The organism is Pseudomonas sp. ADAK21 (assembly GCF_012935735.1).
Classification (GTDB): domain Bacteria; phylum Pseudomonadota; class Gammaproteobacteria; order Pseudomonadales; family Pseudomonadaceae; genus Aquipseudomonas; species Aquipseudomonas proteolytica.
The window spans coordinates 3,605,788-3,624,453 of sequence record NZ_CP052857.1 but is presented as its reverse complement, the minus strand read 5'-3'; the positions used below and the strand labels follow the sequence as shown (position 1 = coordinate 3,624,453).

The following is an 18,666-nucleotide window of genomic DNA, read 5'->3' as shown; positions in this document are numbered from 1 at the left end:
CAAAGCGTGAACCCCAAAAAGCGTATTTCATAAAAGGGCGTGGATTCTAACGAAAAAACCCGCGACAGGCGCGGGTTTCTTCCAAGCGGATCAGCAATGCTTACAAACGCTGCAAATCGCGCTGGGCCAACTGGGCGGCAGATGTGCCCGGGTATTGGGCCACTACTTGCTGCAGAATGCCTTTGACCTTGTCGGTATGACCCAGGCGGCGTTCTACATCAGCCAGTTTGTACAGCGAATCAGGCACCTTGGCGTGCTTGGGGTAAAGCTGGCTGACCTTGGCAAACGCCTGGCCTGCACCCTGCAAATCACCCTTGGCCAGGTTGACCTCACCCAACCAGTACTGGGCATTGCCCGCATACTGGCTGTTTGGATAACGACCCAGGAAAGCGGTGAACGCCTTGCTGGCCTTGTCGAAATCCTTGGCCTTGATCAGGTCGAAGGCTGCGTCGTAATACAGCTTTTCCTTCGCCGGGTCAGCCGGTTCGCTGCTGGCGGCAGGGGCCTGTGTGGCGCCTGCGGCTGCACCACCGGCGGCGCTTGCGGCGCCACCGGCAGAAGAATTATCAGGAGTAGCGGCTGGTGTAACGCCGGTTCCTATACGTCGGTCAAGATCCTGGTAACGCTCCAGGCCTTCTTGCTTGAGCTGACGCACCTCATTCTGCAGAACTTCAATGGTGCCTTGTTGCTGCGCCAATTGATCCTGCATGCGTTGCAGTTGGTTGAACAGTTCGCCCTGTGCCGAAGGAGCGGCCGTGGCCGCTCCCCCCGCATAGGCGCCGTTCGTGCCATAACCTGCAGGTGGATAGCTGCTCCCACTATTGTTATAGCCAGAGTTGCTATCTTCCACGGGAACCGCAGCCCACACCGCAAGCGGTGCGAGGCTGAGAGCCAATACGGTTACAACACGACGGCACGTTCGCATGACGAATTACTTACGCAGTTCGACGCGACGGTTTTGAGCCCAGGATTGCTCGTCGTTGCCGGTAGCAACTGGACGCTCTTCACCGTAGGAAACCAGTTCCAGCTGAGCTGGGGAAACGCCTTGCAGTACCAGGTAGCGCTGAACGGCTTTCGCACGACGCTCGCCCAGTGCCATGTTGTACTCACGAGTACCACGTTCGTCGGTGTTGCCTTCCAGTACAACGCGAGCGCCGTTACCTTTCAGGTCTTTCGCGTGAACGTCCAGAGCGCGCATGGCTTCTGGCTTCAGGTCCGAACTGTCGTATTCGAAGTAGAAAGTGGTGATCGCGCGCAGAGCAGCTTCTTCGCTCAGGGAGCCGTCAACTGCACCAGTGTTGGCGCCGTAACCAGCGTTTGGATCAACAGCTGCGCCTTCACCGGCATTGTCGCCGCCTTTAGACGAGCAACCAACGGCTACGGACAGAGCCAGAGCCAGAGCAGCAAACTTACCAAACTTCAGCATTTCCATCGTGAAACTCCTAATGAACCCCAGTGTGTTAAGTACTTCTTTTTGTAGCGCCGCGTCAGTTCAGGTAAGGGGACCAGGACGGTTCTCTGACTTCGCCTTGTGCGGTAGGAAGCGGGAGCCTTACGCGTCCATTAATGGACACGAGCATCAAGACTCCCCGGCCCTGCTGGCGGGTGGCGTAGATTACCATGGTGCCGTTGGGCGCAACAGTAGGCGACTCATCAAGAGTGCTATCTGTGAGGATTTTTACGCTTCCGCGCTGCAAATCCTGGGCCGCCACCTTGAAATTAGTGAACCCATCCTGGCGATGGATCATTACCAGGGTCTTTTCATCGGCCGAAAGCTTCGGATTGGCGTTGTAGTTGCCGATAAAGGTCACACGTTCTGCACCACCACCGCCAACACTGCTCTTATAGATCTGCGGTTTGCCGCCACGGTCTGACGTGAAGTAGATGGTCGAACCATCCTTGCCCCAGAACGGTTCAGTGTTGATGCCAGGGCCGGAAGTGACACGGGTGATCTGGCGCGAACCGAGGTTCATCACGTAGATATCCGGGTTACCGTCCTTGGACAGTACGAATGCCAGGCGATTGCCATCCGGCGACCAGGCTGGTGCACCGTTCAAACCTTCGAAGTTGGTGATCTGCTCACGGCGGCCGGTGTCGATGTGCTGGACGAAGATGCGCGGACGCTTCTGTTCAAACGACACATAGGCGATACGCTTGCCATCCGGCGCAAAACGCGGCGACAGGATCGGCTCGCGCGATTGCAGCAGGGTCACTGCCCGGGCACCGTCGTAGTCCGAACGCTGCAGGGTGTAGCGCGTGTTGTTCACCGAGAAACGCTCAGCCGTCACGTACAACATGCGGGTAGAGAACGCACCTTTGATACCCACCAGTTTTTCGAACGACTGGTCGGCGATGTAGTGCGCCATGTCCCGCAGTTGGTCGACGCTGCCCGACACGCTACCGGTCAGCACTTGTTGCTCGGTGGCCACGTTGAACAGAGCGTATTGCACCTGCAGGCGACCGCCCGCTGGCACGATGCTGCCTACCATCAGGTACTGGGCGCCCAGGGCTTTCCAGTCACGGTAGATCACTTCGCTGCCTTGGGTCGGCTGGCTGATCATGTTCTGCTTCGGAATAGGCGCGTAGTAACCCGAGTTGCGCAGGTCATTACCAATGATTTCCGCCATATCGTCCGGCAGTACGCTACCGCCCTGCCAACCAAACGGCACTACTGCAATCGGAGTCGCCCGATCGCTACCGCTGGTTACCAGGATGTTCTTTTCATCCGCCGCCGCTATCCCTGCCATACAGCAAATAACGACAAGCATTCCTCGAAGAAGGTTTCTCACAAGGCTAGATCCTCAGGTGTGAATGTCATCTTGAATGAACGATAGGGAGCGAAGTCGCTTGGTTTCATTCCCTGCATCTCGGTCAACCGGCCAATGTTCTTGACCGCTGCAACCGCTGAACTGTCGAACGAACCGTCGCCACTGGACTTGGCCACGCTGACCGAAGTCACCGTACCGTCCGGCAACATGCCGATCTGCAGCACCACTGTCATGCCTTTGCGTGCCGAAGGTGGACGTGTCCAGCCCTCTGCTGCCCGCGCCCGAATCAGGTCGTCGAAACTGCCCGCGACTTCATCACCACGTTCATCGGCCAAGGCTTGCTGACGTTGCGGCGTGTCGGAAAGCAAATCAGCCAAGGCCTGGGCCTTTTTATCTTCGGCGGATTTACGCGCTGCTTCCTGGGCCTTTTTCTTCGAGGCATCGGCGGCAGCTTTCTTCTTCGCGTCATCGGCGATTTTCTTCTTCGCCTCGTCTGCTTCAGCTTTTTTCTTGGCGTCTTCGGCGGCTTTCTTCTTCGCGTCTTCGACTATCTTCTTCTTGGCTTCTTCAGCGGCCTTTTTCTTGGCCTCTTCTTCAGCCGCTTTCTTGGCTTCTTCTTCAGATTTCTTCTTGGCTATATCAGCCAATTGTTTCTCTTCGGCTTTTTTAGCTTCGGCAGCTTTCTCGGCTTTCTTGGCTTCATCAGCCTTTTTCGCCTCGTCGGCCTTCTTGGCTTCGTCAGCCTTTTTCGATTCTTCGGCCTTTTGAGCCGCCTCGTCTTTCTTTTGTTCCGCAGCAGCCTTCACCGCTTCCTGCTCGACCTTCTTCTGTTCCATCTGTTCGACTTCAGTCTGGCGCGCAGCCGACTTCTGGGCCTCACCCGCAATCTTCTGATTGGTCTGGGTGGTGGCCTGACTCTTCGATTTCAGCTGATACAGGGTCGCCTGCACGATCGGCTTGGCTGGCGGCAGCTCCGGCGTCATGGCAAAGCTGACAAACAGCATGCCAAACACCAGAACGTGCAGGGCAATTGCCCAGACGCTAGGCCAGAAGAAGCTTTCCGAGGCGGACGGCTCTCGCTGTTGCTGCATCAGGGCGCCTCGGTAATCAAGCCAACATTACCGACCCCGGCCTTCTGCAGCCCGCCCATGGCGCCCATGACGGAGCCGTAGTCGACCGACTTGTCACCGCGGATGAACACCTGGGTGTGCTTGCCGCCTTCATTGCCGGCGCGGATGATCTTGGTCACCGCGTCGGTCATTTGCGGCAAGGTCATGGCCTTGTCCTGTTGCTTCTGGGTGTCGACTTCGCTGCCAAGGTTCCAGTAATAGGTCTTGTCAGCCTTGATCGAGATGGTCAGGACCTGGGTGTTGTTGTCCTGCGGCAAGGCTTCGCTGGAAACCTTGGGCAGATCAACCTTCACACCCTGATTGAGCATCGGCGCGGTCACCATGAAGATCACCAGCAGCACCAGCATCACGTCGATGTAAGGCACTACGTTCATCTCGGCGACCGGCTTGCGCTTTTTGCGAGCTCGAGCGATTAAAGCCATTGGGAATTACCTGCTTATTCTTCGCTGGTGTGCACTTTACGGTGCAGGATCGCCTGGAATTCATCGGCGAAGGTGTAGTAACGGCCAATCAGGGTTTCGCTGGTGGCGGCGAAACGGTTGTAGGCAATTACTGCGGGGATTGCAGCGAACAGGCCGATGGCAGTGGCGATCAGCGCTTCGGCGATACCCGGCGCCACGGTGGCCAGGGTCGCTTGCTGGGCCGTTGCCAGGCCACGGAAGGAGTTCATGATGCCCCATACGGTACCAAACAGGCCGATATACGGGCTGACCGAACCGACGGTAGCGAGGAACGGCAGGCTCTGTTCGAGCTTTTCTTCCTCACGGGAGATCGCGACGCGCATCGCACGGGCCACGCCTTCCATGACCGCTTCCGGGTCAACGCCGGACTGCTGACGCAGGCGGGAGAACTCCTTGAAACCGGCGCGGAAGATCTGTTCTACGCCCGAATCCGGGTCTGGGTTGCTGCCTGCCTGGCGATACAGCTTGGACAGGTCGATACCCGACCAGAAGCGCTCTTCGAAGCTCTCCAGGGCACGTCGACCGGCACGCAGCAGGTTGCTGCGCTGAAAAATCATGACCCATGAGGTAACCGATGCGGCTACCAGGGTCAGCATCACCAGTTGAACCACGACACTGGCATTGCTGACCAGGCTCCACATGGAGGAATGGTCGACGACGGTAGGTTCCACGCTAAATCTCCTGCTCTGATTGTTTACCGGCGCCGCTCACGCCGGCAAAGGCCGCACGTAAAGCTTCGGGAATGGCCCGGGGTTTCAAACTATTGGTGCGCACACACGCCACCAGGAACTGCCCCTCACAGAGCAGCGTTGCATCCGTTGCCCGCCTGACCTGCTGTTTAAAGCGCAGGCTGACACGGTTCAATTCGATTACTTCGGCGCTGACCAGCAACTCATCGTCCAGTCGCGCCGGCGCGTGGTAACGGGCCTCGCTGGAATGCACGACAAATAACAGGTCCTCCCCTGCAAGCTGGGATTGGGCAAAGCCCAGCTCCCGCAGCCGCTCGGTTCGAGCCCGTTCCATGAATTTCAGGTAGTTGACGTAATACACGATGCCGCCCGCATCGGTGTCCTCGTAATAAACGCGACAGCGATGTGCGAACGACTGATCCCCGTTTTGCGCGCGCATACTCTAGTGCTTACTCCTCAGGTTGCCAATCCGGCCAGGCAACTGTTTTTCATTCTCTGCAACATTTCTAACGAAAGAATGACGACGCCAGCCACTAGGACAGCACAAACGTCGAATAAATCGACTCGCCATGCCTTTTTAATCGTCCACTGCATCGAGGAATTCGTCTACCACAGGCATCTCCCCCAATCGTGACGGAATGTTTAGCCCGAAGTGCAAATACGCATGGCGCGTGACCACACGGCCCCTCGGTGTACGCATGATGTAACCCTGTTGAATCAAGTAAGGCTCCAAAACATCCTCGATGGTATGGCGCTCCTCACTGATGGCAGCGGCCAGGCTGTCCACGCCCACCGGCCCACCATCGAATTTTTCGATCATGGTCAACAGCAGGCGCCGGTCCTGATGATCGAAACCATGTTCATCGACGTCCAGCAGGTTCAGCGCCAGGTCGGCCACGGCCTTGGTGATATGCCCCTTGGCTCGCACTTCGGCAAAGTCCCGTACCCGACGCAGCAAACGGTTGGCGATCCGTGGCGTGCCACGGGCGCGCCGGGCAATCTCAAAGGCACCTTCCGGATCGAGCGGCAAACCGAGAATCCCCGCCGAACGACTGACAATCGTCGCAAGGTCAGCAGTGCTATAGAACTCTAGACGTTGAACAATGCCAAAACGGTCTCGCAACGGGTTGGTCAGCATACCCGCACGGGTGGTGGCGCCAACCAGGGTGAACGGCGGCAGATCCAGCTTGATCGAGCGCGCAGCCGGCCCTTCGCCAATCATGATATCCAGCTGGAAGTCTTCCATAGCCGGGTACAGCACCTCTTCGACGATGGGCGACAACCGGTGGATTTCGTCGATGAACAGCACGTCATGGGGCTCAAGGTTGGTCAACAGCGCGGCCAGGTCGCCCGGGCGCTCCAACACCGGGCCGGAGGTGCTCTTGATCGACACCCCCATTTCCTGGGCGATGATATTGGCCAGGGTGGTCTTGCCCAACCCCGGCGGGCCGAAGATCAACGTGTGGTCCAGGGACTCGGCACGCCCGCGCGCCGCCTGGATGAACAACTCCATCTGCTCGCGCACGGTGGGTTGGCCGATGTAGTCGGCAAGGCTCAGGGGGCGAATGGCCCGATCCTGGACCTCTTCACGGTCGCGAGGGCCGGTGGCTGCAATCAGACGATCAGCTTCAATCACTTAAATCATTCCCTTCAGGGCTCGGCGGATCATGTCTTCGGCGCTCAGGTTCTTGTCCTTGATGGCTGACACTGCCTTGCTGGCTTCCTGGGGTTTGTAGCCCAGGGAAATAAGCGCATTGACGGCGTCGCTTTCGGCACTGGCAACCTGGGCCGCCGGCAGATCCGGCTGGTTGGGTACCAGGGCAAACATGCTTGGCACCACTTCCCAGGCCTTGAAGCGGTCCTTGAGCTCTACCAGCAGGCGTTCGGCGGTTTTCTTGCCGACCCCCGGCACCTTGGTCAGTGCCGAGGTGTCCTGGGCCGAAACGGCACGCACCAACTCGTCCACTTCCAGGCTCGACATCAATGCCAGGGCCAATTTCGGGCCGACACCATTGAGGCGGATCAGCTCGCGGAAGAAGTCCCGGTCGCGCTTGCCAATGAAACCATAGAGTAGTTGCGCGTCTTCGCGCACCACCAGATGGGTGTGCAAGGTTATCGGTTCACCGACCGACGGTAGGCGATACAGGGTGGTCATGGGCACTTCCAGCTCATACCCCAACCCGTTTACATCCAGAATCAGGTGCGGCGGCTGTTTCTCAGCCAGGGTGCCGCGCAAGCGTCCAATCACGGTTCAGATCCTTAAAGCTTGAGGTCAGATCGAGGCCCGACCATAACGATTGCGCTGATGCTATCAGAGACGCAGGCGCCCGCCACGACTGCGTGCCGTACCAAGGCCGTGGGGCAGCAGGCTGGAACGGGTGTGGGCATGGCAAATGGCGATGGCCAACGCGTCAGAGGCATCGATCTGTGGTTTTGACGTGAGCTTGAGCATGTGCATGACCATCATCTGCACCTGCTCTTTATTGGCCGCACCGGTGCCGACCACAGCCTGCTTGACCTGGGTCGCGGTGTATTCAGCGATTTCCATACCCTCCTCCGCCCCGGCAACAATGGCTGCGCCACGGGCCTGGCCCAGCTTCAGGGCCGAGTCGGCGTTCTTGGCCATGAACACCTTTTCAATGCCCATGGTCACCGGCCCGTAGGTCTGGATCACTTCGCGCACACCGCGATAGACAATCTGCAAGCGCTCGGCCAGCTCGCCAGCGCCGGTACGGATACACCCCGAGGCGACGTAGATGCAGCCACGCGGCGTCTGCTGCACCACGCCAAAGCCGGTGATGCGCGAACCGGGGTCGATACCTAGGATTAAAGTCATAACGCCTGCGGGTTGGGTAAACACATTTTTTGATACAGAGAAGATCCCATGTGGGAGCGGGCTTGCTCGCGAAAGCGGTACTTCAGTCACGCATGTACTGATTGACAGACCGCTTTCGCGAGCAAGCCCGCTCCCACATTTTGGCCTACACCAGCCTTCAGACTAGCTGTTCGGCGACGGATTCCGGGATGTCGGCATTGGAATACACGTTCTGCACATCATCCAGGTCTTCAAGCATATCCAGCATCTTGAGCACCTTTTGCGCGCCATCCAGGTCCAGTTCGGCGCTGGTGGTCGGCAGCATGACGATTTCCGCGTCGGTGCCCTTGAAGCCAGCAGCTTCCAAGGCGTTACGCACCGCGTAGAAGCCGGCAAACGAGGTAAACACGTCGATGGAGCCGTCTTCGTTGGTCACCACGTCGTCGGCATCCGCCTCCATCGCGGCTTCCATCAGTGCATCTTCATCCGTCCCCGGCGCGAAGCTAATCTGCCCCTTGCGCTCGAACAGATAGGCCACCGAACCATCCGTACCCAGGTTGCCGCCACACTTGCTGAACGCATGGCGTACGGCAGCTGCAGTGCGGTTGCGGTTGTCGGTCATGCACTCGACCATTACCGCGACACCGCCCGGGCCGTACCCTTCATAGGTCAGTTCGACCATATCGTCGGTATCCGCCGCACCCGCACCACGGGCCACGGCGCGGTCGATGATGTCGCGACTCATGTTGGCGCCCAGGGCCTTGTCCAACGCCAGGCGCAGGCGTGGGTTGGAGCCTGGGTCACCGCCGCCCTGGCGGGCTGCGACGGTCAGTTCGCGAATCCACTTGGTGAAGATCTTGCCTTTCTTGGCATCCTGACGCTCTTTGCGGTGCTTGATGTTCGCCCACTTGGAATGGCCAGCCATAACACAACTCCGAAATTCTCTAGAAACCTTTCAATCCCACCCCAGGCAGGATTTCCCTCTTTTAAACGCAAAGGCGCATCCGAAGATGCGCCTTTTTGACTGCGTACAACCTTATTGCGCTTTCACGCCGCAGCCTTACTCAGCCTTCGGCGCCTCGCGCAGACGGATGTGCAGCTCGCGCAGTGCCTTGGCATCCACCACACCTGGCGCCTGGGTCATGACGTCCGCAGCACTCTGGGTTTTCGGGAAGGCAATCACTTCACGGATCGACTGGGCACCGGTCATCAGCATCACCAGGCGGTCAAGGCCGAAGGCCAGGCCACCGTGGGGTGGAGCGCCGTATTTCAGGGCGTCGAGCAGGAAGCCGAACTTCTCTTCCTGTTCCGCTTCGTTGATACCCAGCAGGCGGAAGACCGACTGTTGCATTTCTTTGCGGTGGATACGGATCGAACCGCCACCCAGCTCAGTGCCGTTGAGCACCATGTCGTAGGCACGGGACAGAGCGCCAGCCGGGTTGGCTTCCAGCTCTTGCGGCGTGCACTTGGGCGCGGTGAACGGGTGGTGCAGGGCGCTGAAGCTGCCGTCGTCGTTCTCTTCGAACATCGGGAAGTCGACGACCCACATCGGGGCCCACTTGCAGGTCAGCAGGTCGAGGTCATGACCCAGCTTGATCCGCAGCGCGCCCAGGGCTTCGCTGACGATCTTGGCCTTGTCGGCGCCGAAGAACACGATATCGCCATCAACGGCACCGACGCGATCGAGGATCACATTGAGCTTGTCTTCCGGGATGTTCTTGACGATTGGCGACTGCAGTCCTTCAACACCCTTGGCACGCTCGTTGACCTTGATGTAAGCCAGGCCCTTGGCGCCGTAGATGCCGACGAACTTGGTGTAGTCGTCGATCTGCTTGCGCGGCATGCTCGCGCCGCCAGGCACACGCAGTGCGGCGATGCGGCATTTCGGGTCGTTGGCCGGACCGCTGAACACCTTGAAGTCGACTTCCTTGAGCTGATCGGCAACGTCGACCAGTTCCAGCGGGTTACGCAGGTCTGGCTTGTCGGAACCGTAGCGGCGCATGGCCTCTTCGAAGGTCATGTGCGGGAACTCGCCGAATTCCAGGTCCAGCACTTCCTTGAACAGGTTGCGGATCATTTCTTCGGTCAGGCCCATGATCTCTTTTTCATCGAGGAAGCTGGTCTCGATGTCGATCTGGGTGAATTCAGGCTGGCGATCGGCGCGCAGGTCTTCGTCACGGAAGCACTTGGCGATCTGGTAGTAACGGTCGAAACCGGCAACCATCAGCAGTTGCTTGAACAGCTGCGGCGATTGCGGCAGGGCGAAGAAGCTACCGGCGTGGGTACGGCTCGGCACCAGGTAGTCACGTGCGCCTTCTGGCGTAGCGCGAGTCAGGATTGGCGTCTCGACGTCCAGGAAGCCATTCTCGTCGAGGAAGCGACGGATGCTGGTGGTCATGCGCGAACGCAGGCGCAGCTTCTCGGCCATTTCCGGGCGACGCAGGTCGAGGAAGCGATAACGCAGGCGGGTTTCTTCGCCAACGTCAGAGAACTCGTTGAGTGGGAACGGCGGGGTTTCCGACTCGTTCAGCACTTCCAGTTCGTAGCCCAGGACTTCGATCATGCCCGACGCCATGTTGGCGTTGGTGGCACCGGCCGGACGCAGGCGAACCTTGCCGGTGATTTTCACGACGTACTCGCTGCGCACGCGGTCGGCGGCGGCGAAGCTCTCGGCGCGATCCGGGTCGAATACCACCTGGGCCAGACCGTCACGATCACGGATATCGAGGAAAATCACCCCGCCATGGTCGCGGCGACGGTGAACCCATCCGCAAAGGGTGATTTCCTGACCTTCCAGGGTCTCGTTCAGTTGGCCGCAATAGTGGCTGCGCATCATGGTAGTGGTTTCACTTCTCGTAATTCGAAATTCGGTGGAGTTCCTGCTCGGGCACCGCACCTGTTGAGTCAGGCCACGGATAATGCAGGAGCTCGCGCGTAGAGTTCAACTCAGTCTGCTTTGTCGCCGCCCGCCAGATTCTTCTTGGCGCCGGTCTTGAAGTCGGTCTCGTACCAGCCGCTACCGCTCAGGCGAAAGCCCGGCATGGACAACATCTTTTTCAGCTCGGGCGCCCGGCAAGCGGGGCAATCGACCAACGGCGCGTCGCTGATCTTCTGAATGGCTTCCAATTGGTGACCACAGGAAGCGCATTGGTAATCGTACATGGGCATGGAGTATCTCGGCGATCACGTCACTGCTGCGCCACGCCCCGTACCAGCCGGGTGCGCAGCAAAGGGCGAGATTATATCCGTTAAATCGAGGCTGTGCAGCCGTAGCAACGTGCAGCGCACTATATAGAGAACCGCCCAGCCCCTGCACTACCGCGCAACCCGACTACATGAGGCCGGCCTGGCTTGTGGCCGATGCCTGCCCTTTGAGCGCATGAACCACACACACCACCCGGACCAGCCCGCTGAAATTCTTGACTCCGCCATAACGTAAATGCACTTCGCGATCCACGTACGACAGCAGCGCACTGATCGAGCAGGTATTGATCCTGGCAATCTCAGCAAGAATATTCCAATAGACTTCTTCAAGCCGCAGGCATGTCGAGAAACCATTTAATCGGACAGACCGCGACAATGGCCGCGCCAGCGCCATATCAAACCCTTTGACAAAGGGATCAATCTTGATCTTTTGAAAACCGGAAGTTTCCATCACACCATTACCCATACCACGCGACATACACTTGACACTCCCTTGCCAAACGGCTGTTGAATGAACTGCTCTTAGTTGCCGTTGAGCCTATAAAACATCAAGCAGCCACGAGCAGCCAGAAGACGGGGAGTCGGTGTACGTAGGACAAGCCAACGTGAGTATCCGGAAGTGATCAGGCCAAGCCAGTGGCGCCTGCCAGGCACCACTGGCCCGTAGGGTTTATTTGCCTTCGAGCAGCGAGCGCAGCATCCAGGCGGTTTTCTCGTGGATCTGCATGCGCTGGGTCAGCAAGTCCGCGGTCGGCTCGTCGCTGACCTTATCAAGCAACGGGAAGATCCCGCGCGCCGTCCGGGTAACGGCTTCTTGCCCATCGACAAGTTGCTTGATCATGTTTTCAGCGCTGGGCACGCCTTCTTCTTCCTTGATCGAGGATAAACGGGCATAGATGGAATAAGCGCCCGGCGCAGGAAAGCCCAGGGCACGAATACGCTCGGCAATGGAGTCAACTGCCAGCGCCAGCTCGTTGTATTGCTCTTCAAACATCAAGTGCAATGTACGGAATTGCGGCCCCGTGACGTTCCAATGAAAGTTATGGGTTTTCAGATAAAGTACATAGGTATCTGAAAGCAGCCGTGAAAGTCCGTCAACAATGGATTTACGATCTTCTTCACTGATACCGATATCGATTGCCATGTCTATTCCCTTCAATTGATGAAAATTCATTGATCAGGTGCTTACCCACTCTAGCAAGAGTACCCGCCTTGCGCAGCCCTGGTGCCGCAGCAGGCCTGCGGCAAATCGCCGTGTTACAGCGCGCGTAACCACGAGCAGCAGGGCGTGGCGTGGCAAAAAGCAGCCTGACCTGTCTAGGACAAGGGTTTGCCGCACAAATGCCATGATCTTCGCAACGCCTTGAAACGCTTGATTTGAGAAGGCACAGGCTTTGCTGTTAAATAGGCAGCGTGTCGCCACCGCTATTTCCTGCGGCAAGCGGCATAGGCTGATAACCGCGCACGTGCCCAACGCCTCCCATTGTTCAGAAGCGAACCGTGCCAGTCAGCTCTTCCTTGTGATCCGTCTTAACGTGAGTTAATCAAAATGTTGAAAATCGTCCACCTGCTAACGGGCGCTGCAGCTTTGCTGCTGTCCTTTATCCCGAGCCTGCAACCAGAAAGCCTGCCGTACCTGCAACAACACGACGCGCTGTACCTGGCTCTGTTCGGCCTTCTCAACCTGACGCTGGCGCCAGTGATTCCCTACTGGAACAAAGGCACACGCCATCAACTGCAAAACCTGGTCAGCGCATTGCTGGTACTGACTGTCGTCGTACAAACCCTCACCCTCCTGGCCCCCATGCCTGAAGTCGGCGGCCATCCAGCCATCCTGCTCAGCCTGGCCATCGCTGTGGTCGCTATCGTTCTTCACCTGGCCATCAGCTTCTACCGTTCGTCTGCTCCGGCCACTTCGCAAAACTACGACATGACCAACCGGGATACCGGGACCGTCAAGTGGTTCAACACCTCCAAAGGCTTCGGCTTTATTTCCCGGGACTCGGGCGACGATATCTTCGTCCACTTCCGGGCTATTCGCGGCGAAGGCCATCGCGTTCTGGTAGAAGGCCAGCGCGTGGAGTTTTCCGTCATGAACCGTGACAAAGGCCTGCAAGCTGAAGACGTGATCGCCGCCCTGCCGCGTCGCTGATTCAGACCAGGCCCGAAAAAAAACCGCGATGCAGTTGAAACTGCATCGCGGTTTTTTATGGCCGCAAGTTTTCCCCTGCCCTCAATAATGAGGCGGCGGCGCCTCCTCCTCGGAGGATTCGAACTGCCCGCCCATTTCTTCCTGACGCTTGAGCAAGGCAGCCATCTGCAATTGCAGGCGCTCGACCGCACGCTGCTGGGCAACCAGGATGTCATTCAATGTCTCGATGGTGTCGTCCTGGAAAGCCAGGCGGCTCTCAAGGTCCATCACGCGGTCTTGCAGGTCCATGGTTCAATCCTGGGCAAAAGTGAATTCGGGCGGCATCAACTCCCGCAGGCGGGCTCGAATCAGCGCTACCTGGTCGTCGGAATAAGGTACCGCCGGGTGCCTGCCCCAGACCGGTGCGGGCCAGGCCGCATCGTCGCGCTTGCGCACAATCACGTGCACATGCAGCTGGTTGACCACGTTACCCAGCGCACCGATGTTCATCTTATCGGCGCCGAATCCGTCATTGAGCAGTTGCGCCAACGTGGTGGTTTCGTGCCACAACCGGGACTGGTCGCCAGCATCGAGCTGGAACACTTCGCTGATACCGGCAATGCGCGGCACCAGGATAAGCCAGAGGTAGTTAGAGTCGTTGGACAGCAGCAGCCGGCACAGGGGGAATTCCCCGATGGGCAAGGTGTCGTTTTGCAGACGTGGATCCAAGGCGAACACCGCAGGCACTCCGTTCGGCTAGTCAGTTTCAGGCGCCCAGCATACCTGCGAATGACGGCTGCTTCACGGGGCAATCGCCGCACACCCCATGGGCAATCTGCCGACCGCAAGCCAACGCACCAAAATGAGTCTTTTATGCCCCGCATCGGGCAGGACCTATCCGCCGATTACTCACTGCGCAGGGTGAACCGGTAACATTTCTGACGGAAACGTATTTTCACCCGTTCGAAATCCCGCACAACCAACGCCCCGAATTCCAAAAAAAACCACGCAAAAGCCCCGCATCCAGGCGGTTTTCACAGACTCACCACATTTTTCACGAAAAAATGACATCTGCCTGGCAGTTTGAGCACGCTTGTTGCATTCACTCCCATATCGTCGACAACGGCACCTGCCAGGAAGGCGGTGCTTCACGATAAAAAGAACAGTGAGTCAATACACAAACAGGAAGTTTTAAAACTTTGAACAGGGTACTTTGCACCTCTGTCCAGGGTATTAAAAACAGTATTGAAGTTGTCAGTCTGGCTACAAACAGACTGTAGATTTGCGACATGGATCTAGCAATTTACGACAGCCTCGTAAAGAAGCTGAAAGGACAGATGTGCAAGTATCGCCAATTATTGCCAGCGTGCTATAAGTTTGCGCTGTCACAAAAAAGAAAGAGCCGCCCAGACAAAAATACAGGTGGGACGGCAGTACTCTTCCTAAAACCAAAGGAGCAAATCACGATGCGCGTGATGAAGTGGAGCATGATCGCCCTCGCTGTTTCAGCAGGCACCTCACAGTTTGCAATGGCGTCCGCCCAAGATGATGCCAAGGGCTTTGTCGAAGACAGTACGTTCAGCATCAATACCCGCACCCTGTACTTCAGCCGAGATAACCGCAACAACAAGTCGGGTACGAGCTACACCCGGGAAACCGGCCTGGGCTTCAACGGTTTGTACCAGTCGGGTTTCACCCAGGGCACCATCGGTGTGGGTGTTGACGTTATCGGCTTGCTGGGCGTGAAACTGGACAGCGGCAGAGGCCGTAATGGCACCGGCCTGTTCCCGGAAGGTTCGGATGGCCGCTCAGAGGATGAATACTCCAAGGGCGGCGGTGCCATCAAGTTCCGCCTCTCCAATACCGTGCTGAAAGTCGGCGACCAGTACACCACCGCACCGGTATTCGCATCCGACGACAGTCGCTTGCTGCCAGAGCTGCCACAAGGTATCTCGATCGTCAGTAACGAGATCAAGGACCTCAAGCTGGAAGCCGGCCACTTCACTTCCAGCGTTGCCCAGGCGCAAACCTTCAAGGACAGTATCCTCGACTTCCCTGAAACCTCCCGAGGCATCAAGCAAGCCAATTTCGTGGGCGGCACCTACGGTTGGACGCCTGAGTTCACCACCAGCCTCTACTACTCGAAAGTCGAAGACTACTGGCGCAAATACTACGCCAACGTCAACTGGACCCACGCCCTTAGCGATGACCAGTCGGTGGCCGTAGACTTCAACATCTACGACACCAAGAGCGACGGAGCCGGCCTGCAACGCGCCTTCAAAGACGACGTTACCAAACTCGACAACCGCGCGTTCAGCTTGCAGGGTGCCTACACCATCGGTGCACACACCTTCACCCTGGCTGCACAGAAGGTTACCGGTGACGGCGATTACGGCTACGGCATCGATGGCGGCGGTACAGTGTTCCTGGCCAACTCCGTGGCCCGTTCCGACTTCAACGCCGAAGGCGAGAAATCCTTCAAGGCCCGTTATGACCTCGACATGGCCACCTTCGGCGTACCTGGCCTGAGCTTCCTGGCTGCGTACGTCACTGGTAGCGGCGCCAACACCGCCCTGACCTCGAACGGCAAAGAGTGGGAACGCGACCTCGAAGCCAAGTACGTGATCCAGAGCGGCCCGGCCAAAGACCTGAGCCTGCGTATTCGCCAAGCGACTTATCGTTCGTCTGACGGTGTTTACTACGGTTCTTCGTCCATCGACGAACTGCGTTTGATTGCGCAATACCCGCTGAACATCTTGTAATCAAAGATGCCCGAGGGCTTCGGCTCTTAATGAAAAAGCCGCTCACTTTTAACCAGTGAGCGGCTTTTTTATTACACTTTTATTTCTGCGACCTTGATAACTAGCAAGCTAACTATCAAGTTTATTGCCGAGACGAAACCTGACTCTTCAGCCAAGTTAAATCCCTGTACCCGTTTATTTGGCAGGCGCGTCTTGCATCACGCGAATAACACGCTGCGGGAACGGGATATCAATTCCCGCCGCTTTCAAACGGTCACGCGCCAGTTCATTGAACATGAACATCACATCCCAATAATCCGCCGTCTTGGTCCATACGCGCAGGGAAACAGTGATTGAACTGTCGCCCAGGGTCGAAACCACAGCGACCGGCTCTGGGTCCGCCAGAACCCGTGGGTCCTTGGCCAGTTCCAGCAGCACTGCGCGGGCTTTCTGCAGGTCGGCTTCGTAGTCGACACCCACATCAAACACCACCTTGCGGGTTGGCTGGCGGTTGGTGTTGGTGATGATGCCGTTGGACAAGATGCCGTTAGGCACGATGACCGTCTTGTTGTCGCCGGTACGGATCACCGTGTGGAAGATCTGGATGCTATCGACGGTGCCCGCCGTGCCCTGGGCTTCGATCCAGTCACCAATACGGAACGGACGGAACAGCAGGATCAGCACGCCACCGGCGAAGTTGGCCAGGCTGCCTTGCAACGCCAGGCCAATGGCCAGGGTCGCGGCACCAATCGCGGCAACAAACGAAGTGGTTTCGACGCCAATCATCGAGGCCACGCTGACGATCAGCATCACCTTGAGCACGATGTTCGCAAGGCTGGTCACGAAGCCCTGCAACGCCAGGTCGGCATTGCGCAGGGCCAGCAGGCGCCCAACCTTGTGGGTCAGCTTGTTGATCAGCCACCAGCCAATGGCCAGGGTCAATACCGCCAGCAGCACCCGGCTGCCGTATTCCATGATCATCGGGACCCAGGCTTGGGAAGCCTTGATCAAATGATCCACTTCAGCATTCAAGTCCATCTAGATTCTCCTGTTTACCACTGCATATATAGGTCGCCACAGCAATTGAGCCCCGAAGGGCTCAATCGTTTCTGCAGGTGCTGGGGCGTGGGACGTCGAAAAGCCCCGCGGGTTCCCCAAAACCGGGTCAGTCGCGGAAGTTATTGAACTGCAGCGGCATATCGAAGGTCTTGGCGCGCAGGGCGGCAATCGCGTCCTGCAAGTCGTCGCGCTTCTTGCCGGTGATACGCACCTGCTCGCCCTGGATCGCGGCCTGGACCTTGAGTTTGGCATCCTTGACGTGAGCGACGATTTTCTTCGCCAGCTCCTTGTCGATACCTTCCTTGAGCACCGCTTCCTGCTTCATCAACTTGCCCGACGCATAGGCCTCCTTGACTTCAAGGCACTGCACATCGATCTTGCGCTTGACCAGGGCCAGCTTGAGGATCTCGATCATCGCTTCCAGTTGGAAGTCGGCTTCAGCGGTCAGGTTGACCGTCAGTTCCTTTTCCTTGAACTCGAAGCTGCCTTTGCCTTTCAAGTCATAACGACGGTCCAGCTCCTTGACGGCGTTCTCGACGGCGTTGGTGACTTCGTGCTTGTCCAGTTCAGATACCACGTCGAACGACGGCATGTAGTTTCTCCAATAAAAAAGGGGCGCGGCTCAGTAGAGATGGAGCGCGCCTGGCTTGCGGGTAAAATGCCGGGGCATTATAACGATTCTTTACCCTGAGCTGCTTGGCTCACCCAAAGGCCGACGGAGCAAAATTGATGTCCACCACCTGGCATGTCCTCGGCGCCGGCAGTCTCGGTACATTGTGGGCCGCACGCCTGGCCCGCGCAGGCTTGCCTGTCACTCTGATCCTGCGCGACCAGGCACGCTTGGCCCGCTATCGGACAACGCCCGGGCTGGCGTTGATCGAGCAGGGGCATGCCCAGTCGTACCCGGTTAGTGCACAAACATCCGACAGCCCCGAGCCGATTGATCGCCTGCTGGTCGCGTGTAAAGCCTACGACGCACCTGGCGCCGTCGCACAGCTAGCCCGACGCCTGACACCCAATGCCGAGGTGATCCTGCTGCAGAATGGCCTGGGCAGCCAGGATGCGGTTGCTACGCAACTGCCCCAGGCCCGGTGTATCTTCGCCTCCAGCACCGAGGGTGCGTTTCGCCAGAGCGATGGCAGTGTGGTTTTCGCCGGCCATGGCTTTACCTGGCTCGGTGACACTACCCATCCCACGGCGCCGCTGTGGCTGGACGACTTGGAGGCCGCCGGCATTCCCCACCAGTGGAGCACCGATATCCTCACGCGCCTCTGGCGAAAACTGGCACTCAACTGTGCGATCAATCCACTGACCGTGCTCTATCAATGCCGCAATGGCGGGCTACAGCAGCACCAATGCGAAGTAGCGACCCTGTGTACCGAACTCGCTGAACTGCTGGAGTACTGCGGCCAGCCAGCGGCGGCGCAGGACCTGCAGACCGAAGTGGCGCGGGTGATCCAGGCGACGGCAGCGAATTTTTCGTCGATGTACCAGGATGTGGCCAGCGGCCGACGCACTGAAATCCGCTACCTGCTCGGCCATGCCTGCCAGGCGGCCTTGCGCCATCGCCTGAGTCTGCCGCACCTGCAACAACTGCATGTGCGCCTGGCCGGTTACCTGGACGCACGCGGATTGCCCAGCGACTGAAGCACGCGCTACCCTGCCCAC

22 protein-coding genes are annotated in these 18,666 nt (G+C 58.1%); 3 read left to right on the top strand and 19 right to left on the bottom strand.

What is annotated here, in order from left to right:
- Positions 1 to 100: 100 nt before the first annotated feature.
- The 15 genes from ybgF to HKK57_RS16285 form a co-directional block, all read right to left on the bottom strand.
- A complete protein-coding gene (gene ybgF / locus HKK57_RS16355; RefSeq protein WP_092237813.1) occupies positions 101 to 925 on the bottom strand; it encodes a tol-pal system protein YbgF in 825 nt (274 codons plus the stop codon).
- A 6-nt stretch (positions 926 to 931) separates the two neighbouring features.
- Positions 932 to 1,432, bottom strand: coding sequence for a peptidoglycan-associated lipoprotein Pal (gene pal, locus HKK57_RS16350; RefSeq protein ID WP_029300299.1), 501 nt, complete (start codon positions 1,430 to 1,432; stop codon positions 932 to 934).
- A 55-nt stretch (positions 1,433 to 1,487) separates the two neighbouring features.
- The gene (gene tolB, locus HKK57_RS16345; RefSeq protein WP_169851059.1) at positions 1,488 to 2,768 is read right to left on the bottom strand and encodes a Tol-Pal system beta propeller repeat protein TolB; all 1,281 of its coding nucleotides are present in this window, start codon (positions 2,766 to 2,768) and stop codon (positions 1,488 to 1,490) included.
- Between the two features lie 17 nt (positions 2,769 to 2,785).
- Positions 2,786 to 3,859, bottom strand: coding sequence for a cell envelope integrity protein TolA (tolA, locus tag HKK57_RS16340; RefSeq protein WP_029300302.1), 1,074 nt, complete (start codon positions 3,857 to 3,859; stop codon positions 2,786 to 2,788).
- Positions 3,859 to 4,311: a protein TolR gene (gene tolR, locus HKK57_RS16335; protein WP_162473200.1), complete on the bottom strand. Its 453-nt coding sequence runs from the start codon at positions 4,309 to 4,311 to the stop codon at positions 3,859 to 3,861. The genes tolA and tolR overlap by 1 nt, the downstream gene beginning before the upstream one ends.
- A gap of 23 nt (positions 4,312 to 4,334) precedes the next feature.
- Positions 4,335 to 5,030: a protein TolQ gene (gene tolQ / locus HKK57_RS16330; protein ID WP_029300305.1), complete on the bottom strand. Its 696-nt coding sequence runs from the start codon at positions 5,028 to 5,030 to the stop codon at positions 4,335 to 4,337.
- A 1-nt stretch (position 5,031) separates the two neighbouring features.
- Positions 5,032 to 5,487 carry a tol-pal system-associated acyl-CoA thioesterase gene (ybgC, locus tag HKK57_RS16325; RefSeq protein ID WP_029300306.1) on the bottom strand — a complete coding sequence of 152 codons (456 nt, stop codon included), beginning with the start codon at positions 5,485 to 5,487 and terminating at the stop codon, positions 5,032 to 5,034.
- A 138-nt stretch (positions 5,488 to 5,625) separates the two neighbouring features.
- Positions 5,626 to 6,684 (bottom strand): Holliday junction branch migration DNA helicase RuvB, encoded by a 1,059-nt coding sequence (gene ruvB, locus HKK57_RS16320; RefSeq protein WP_029300308.1) that lies wholly within the window; start codon positions 6,682 to 6,684, stop codon positions 5,626 to 5,628.
- On the bottom strand, positions 6,685 to 7,296 hold the full coding sequence (gene ruvA, locus HKK57_RS16315) for a Holliday junction branch migration protein RuvA (RefSeq protein WP_029300310.1): 612 nt from the start codon (positions 7,294 to 7,296) through the stop codon (positions 6,685 to 6,687). It abuts the gene before it with no gap.
- Positions 7,297 to 7,359: 63 nt separating this feature from the next.
- Positions 7,360 to 7,884: a crossover junction endodeoxyribonuclease RuvC gene (gene ruvC / locus HKK57_RS16310; protein ID WP_005790910.1), complete on the bottom strand. Its 525-nt coding sequence runs from the start codon at positions 7,882 to 7,884 to the stop codon at positions 7,360 to 7,362.
- 157 nt (positions 7,885 to 8,041) lie between these two features.
- Positions 8,042 to 8,788 carry a YebC/PmpR family DNA-binding transcriptional regulator gene (locus HKK57_RS16305; protein WP_029300315.1) on the bottom strand — a complete coding sequence of 249 codons (747 nt, stop codon included), beginning with the start codon at positions 8,786 to 8,788 and terminating at the stop codon, positions 8,042 to 8,044.
- A gap of 135 nt (positions 8,789 to 8,923) precedes the next feature.
- The gene (aspS, locus tag HKK57_RS16300; protein ID WP_029300316.1) at positions 8,924 to 10,699 is read right to left on the bottom strand and encodes an aspartate--tRNA ligase; all 1,776 of its coding nucleotides are present in this window, start codon (positions 10,697 to 10,699) and stop codon (positions 8,924 to 8,926) included.
- Between the two features lie 110 nt (positions 10,700 to 10,809).
- On the bottom strand, positions 10,810 to 11,031 hold the full coding sequence (locus HKK57_RS16295; protein WP_029300317.1) for an FmdB family zinc ribbon protein: 222 nt from the start codon (positions 11,029 to 11,031) through the stop codon (positions 10,810 to 10,812).
- Positions 11,032 to 11,194: 163 nt separating this feature from the next.
- A complete protein-coding gene (locus HKK57_RS16290; RefSeq protein ID WP_029300318.1) occupies positions 11,195 to 11,545 on the bottom strand; it encodes a ribbon-helix-helix domain-containing protein in 351 nt (116 codons plus the stop codon).
- Between the two features lie 192 nt (positions 11,546 to 11,737).
- The gene (locus HKK57_RS16285) at positions 11,738 to 12,211 is read right to left on the bottom strand and encodes a Dps family protein (RefSeq protein ID WP_029300319.1); all 474 of its coding nucleotides are present in this window, start codon (positions 12,209 to 12,211) and stop codon (positions 11,738 to 11,740) included.
- A gap of 405 nt (positions 12,212 to 12,616) precedes the next feature.
- On the opposite strand from HKK57_RS16285, the gene HKK57_RS27160 reads away from it, so the two are divergent.
- Positions 12,617 to 13,219, top strand: a complete 603-nt coding sequence (locus tag HKK57_RS27160) for a cold-shock protein (RefSeq protein ID WP_029300321.1) — start codon at positions 12,617 to 12,619, stop codon at positions 13,217 to 13,219.
- A gap of 81 nt (positions 13,220 to 13,300) precedes the next feature.
- Here HKK57_RS27160 and HKK57_RS16275 read toward each other — a convergent pair whose 3' ends face one another.
- Together HKK57_RS16275 and HKK57_RS16270 are read right to left on the bottom strand one after the other, a co-directional pair.
- Positions 13,301 to 13,507: a SlyX family protein gene (locus tag HKK57_RS16275; RefSeq protein ID WP_029300323.1), complete on the bottom strand. Its 207-nt coding sequence runs from the start codon at positions 13,505 to 13,507 to the stop codon at positions 13,301 to 13,303.
- 3 nt (positions 13,508 to 13,510) lie between these two features.
- Positions 13,511 to 13,936 (bottom strand): HIT domain-containing protein, encoded by a 426-nt coding sequence (locus HKK57_RS16270; protein ID WP_029300324.1) that lies wholly within the window; start codon positions 13,934 to 13,936, stop codon positions 13,511 to 13,513.
- Between the two features lie 728 nt (positions 13,937 to 14,664).
- On the opposite strand from HKK57_RS16270, the gene HKK57_RS16265 reads away from it, so the two are divergent.
- The gene (locus tag HKK57_RS16265; RefSeq protein WP_029300325.1) at positions 14,665 to 15,960 is read left to right on the top strand and encodes an OprD family porin; all 1,296 of its coding nucleotides are present in this window, start codon (positions 14,665 to 14,667) and stop codon (positions 15,958 to 15,960) included.
- 174 nt (positions 15,961 to 16,134) lie between these two features.
- On the opposite strand, the gene HKK57_RS16260 is transcribed toward HKK57_RS16265, so the two are convergent.
- Both HKK57_RS16260 and HKK57_RS16255 read right to left on the bottom strand, forming a co-directional pair.
- Positions 16,135 to 16,977 (bottom strand): mechanosensitive ion channel family protein, encoded by an 843-nt coding sequence (locus tag HKK57_RS16260; protein ID WP_029300326.1) that lies wholly within the window; start codon positions 16,975 to 16,977, stop codon positions 16,135 to 16,137.
- Positions 16,978 to 17,104: 127 nt separating this feature from the next.
- Entirely contained in the window at positions 17,105 to 17,590 is a 486-nt protein-coding gene (locus HKK57_RS16255; protein ID WP_029300327.1) for a YajQ family cyclic di-GMP-binding protein, read from the bottom strand.
- Between the two features lie 137 nt (positions 17,591 to 17,727).
- Here HKK57_RS16255 and HKK57_RS16250 point away from each other — a divergent pair, with 137 nt between their 5' ends.
- The gene (locus tag HKK57_RS16250; protein ID WP_169390423.1) at positions 17,728 to 18,645 is read left to right on the top strand and encodes a putative 2-dehydropantoate 2-reductase; all 918 of its coding nucleotides are present in this window, start codon (positions 17,728 to 17,730) and stop codon (positions 18,643 to 18,645) included.
- Positions 18,646 to 18,666 lie beyond the last annotated feature (21 nt).

What these genes read in the sequence shown, in the direction of transcription:
- ybgF (WP_092237813.1), bottom strand. Translation starts at nt 925, where the DNA reads ATGCGAACGTGCCGTCGTGTTGTAACCGTATTGGCTCTCAGCCTCGCA.
- pal (WP_029300299.1), bottom strand. Translation starts at nt 1,432, where the DNA reads ATGGAAATGCTGAAGTTTGGTAAGTTTGCTGCTCTGGCTCTGGCTCTG.
- tolB (WP_169851059.1), bottom strand. Translation starts at nt 2,768, where the DNA reads ATGCTTGTCGTTATTTGCTGTATGGCAGGGATAGCGGCGGCGGATGAA.
- tolA (WP_029300302.1), bottom strand. Translation starts at nt 3,859, where the DNA reads ATGCAGCAACAGCGAGAGCCGTCCGCCTCGGAAAGCTTCTTCTGGCCT.
- ybgC (WP_029300306.1), bottom strand. Translation starts at nt 5,487, where the DNA reads ATGCGCGCGCAAAACGGGGATCAGTCGTTCGCACATCGCTGTCGCGTT.
- ruvC (WP_005790910.1), bottom strand. Translation starts at nt 7,884, where the DNA reads ATGACTTTAATCCTAGGTATCGACCCCGGTTCGCGCATCACCGGCTTT.
- HKK57_RS16305 (WP_029300315.1), bottom strand. Translation starts at nt 8,788, where the DNA reads ATGGCTGGCCATTCCAAGTGGGCGAACATCAAGCACCGCAAAGAGCGT.
- aspS (WP_029300316.1), bottom strand. Translation starts at nt 10,699, where the DNA reads ATGATGCGCAGCCACTATTGCGGCCAACTGAACGAGACCCTGGAAGGT.
- HKK57_RS16295 (WP_029300317.1), bottom strand. Translation starts at nt 11,031, where the DNA reads ATGCCCATGTACGATTACCAATGCGCTTCCTGTGGTCACCAATTGGAA.
- HKK57_RS16290 (WP_029300318.1), bottom strand. Translation starts at nt 11,545, where the DNA reads ATGTCGCGTGGTATGGGTAATGGTGTGATGGAAACTTCCGGTTTTCAA.
- HKK57_RS16285 (WP_029300319.1), bottom strand. Translation starts at nt 12,211, where the DNA reads ATGGCAATCGATATCGGTATCAGTGAAGAAGATCGTAAATCCATTGTT.
- HKK57_RS27160 (WP_029300321.1), top strand. Translation starts at nt 12,617, where the DNA reads ATGTTGAAAATCGTCCACCTGCTAACGGGCGCTGCAGCTTTGCTGCTG.
- HKK57_RS16275 (WP_029300323.1), bottom strand. Translation starts at nt 13,507, where the DNA reads ATGGACCTGCAAGACCGCGTGATGGACCTTGAGAGCCGCCTGGCTTTC.
- HKK57_RS16265 (WP_029300325.1), top strand. Translation starts at nt 14,665, where the DNA reads ATGCGCGTGATGAAGTGGAGCATGATCGCCCTCGCTGTTTCAGCAGGC.
- HKK57_RS16260 (WP_029300326.1), bottom strand. Translation starts at nt 16,977, where the DNA reads ATGGACTTGAATGCTGAAGTGGATCATTTGATCAAGGCTTCCCAAGCC.
- HKK57_RS16255 (WP_029300327.1), bottom strand. Translation starts at nt 17,590, where the DNA reads ATGCCGTCGTTCGACGTGGTATCTGAACTGGACAAGCACGAAGTCACC.
- HKK57_RS16250 (WP_169390423.1), top strand. Translation starts at nt 17,728, where the DNA reads ATGTCCACCACCTGGCATGTCCTCGGCGCCGGCAGTCTCGGTACATTG.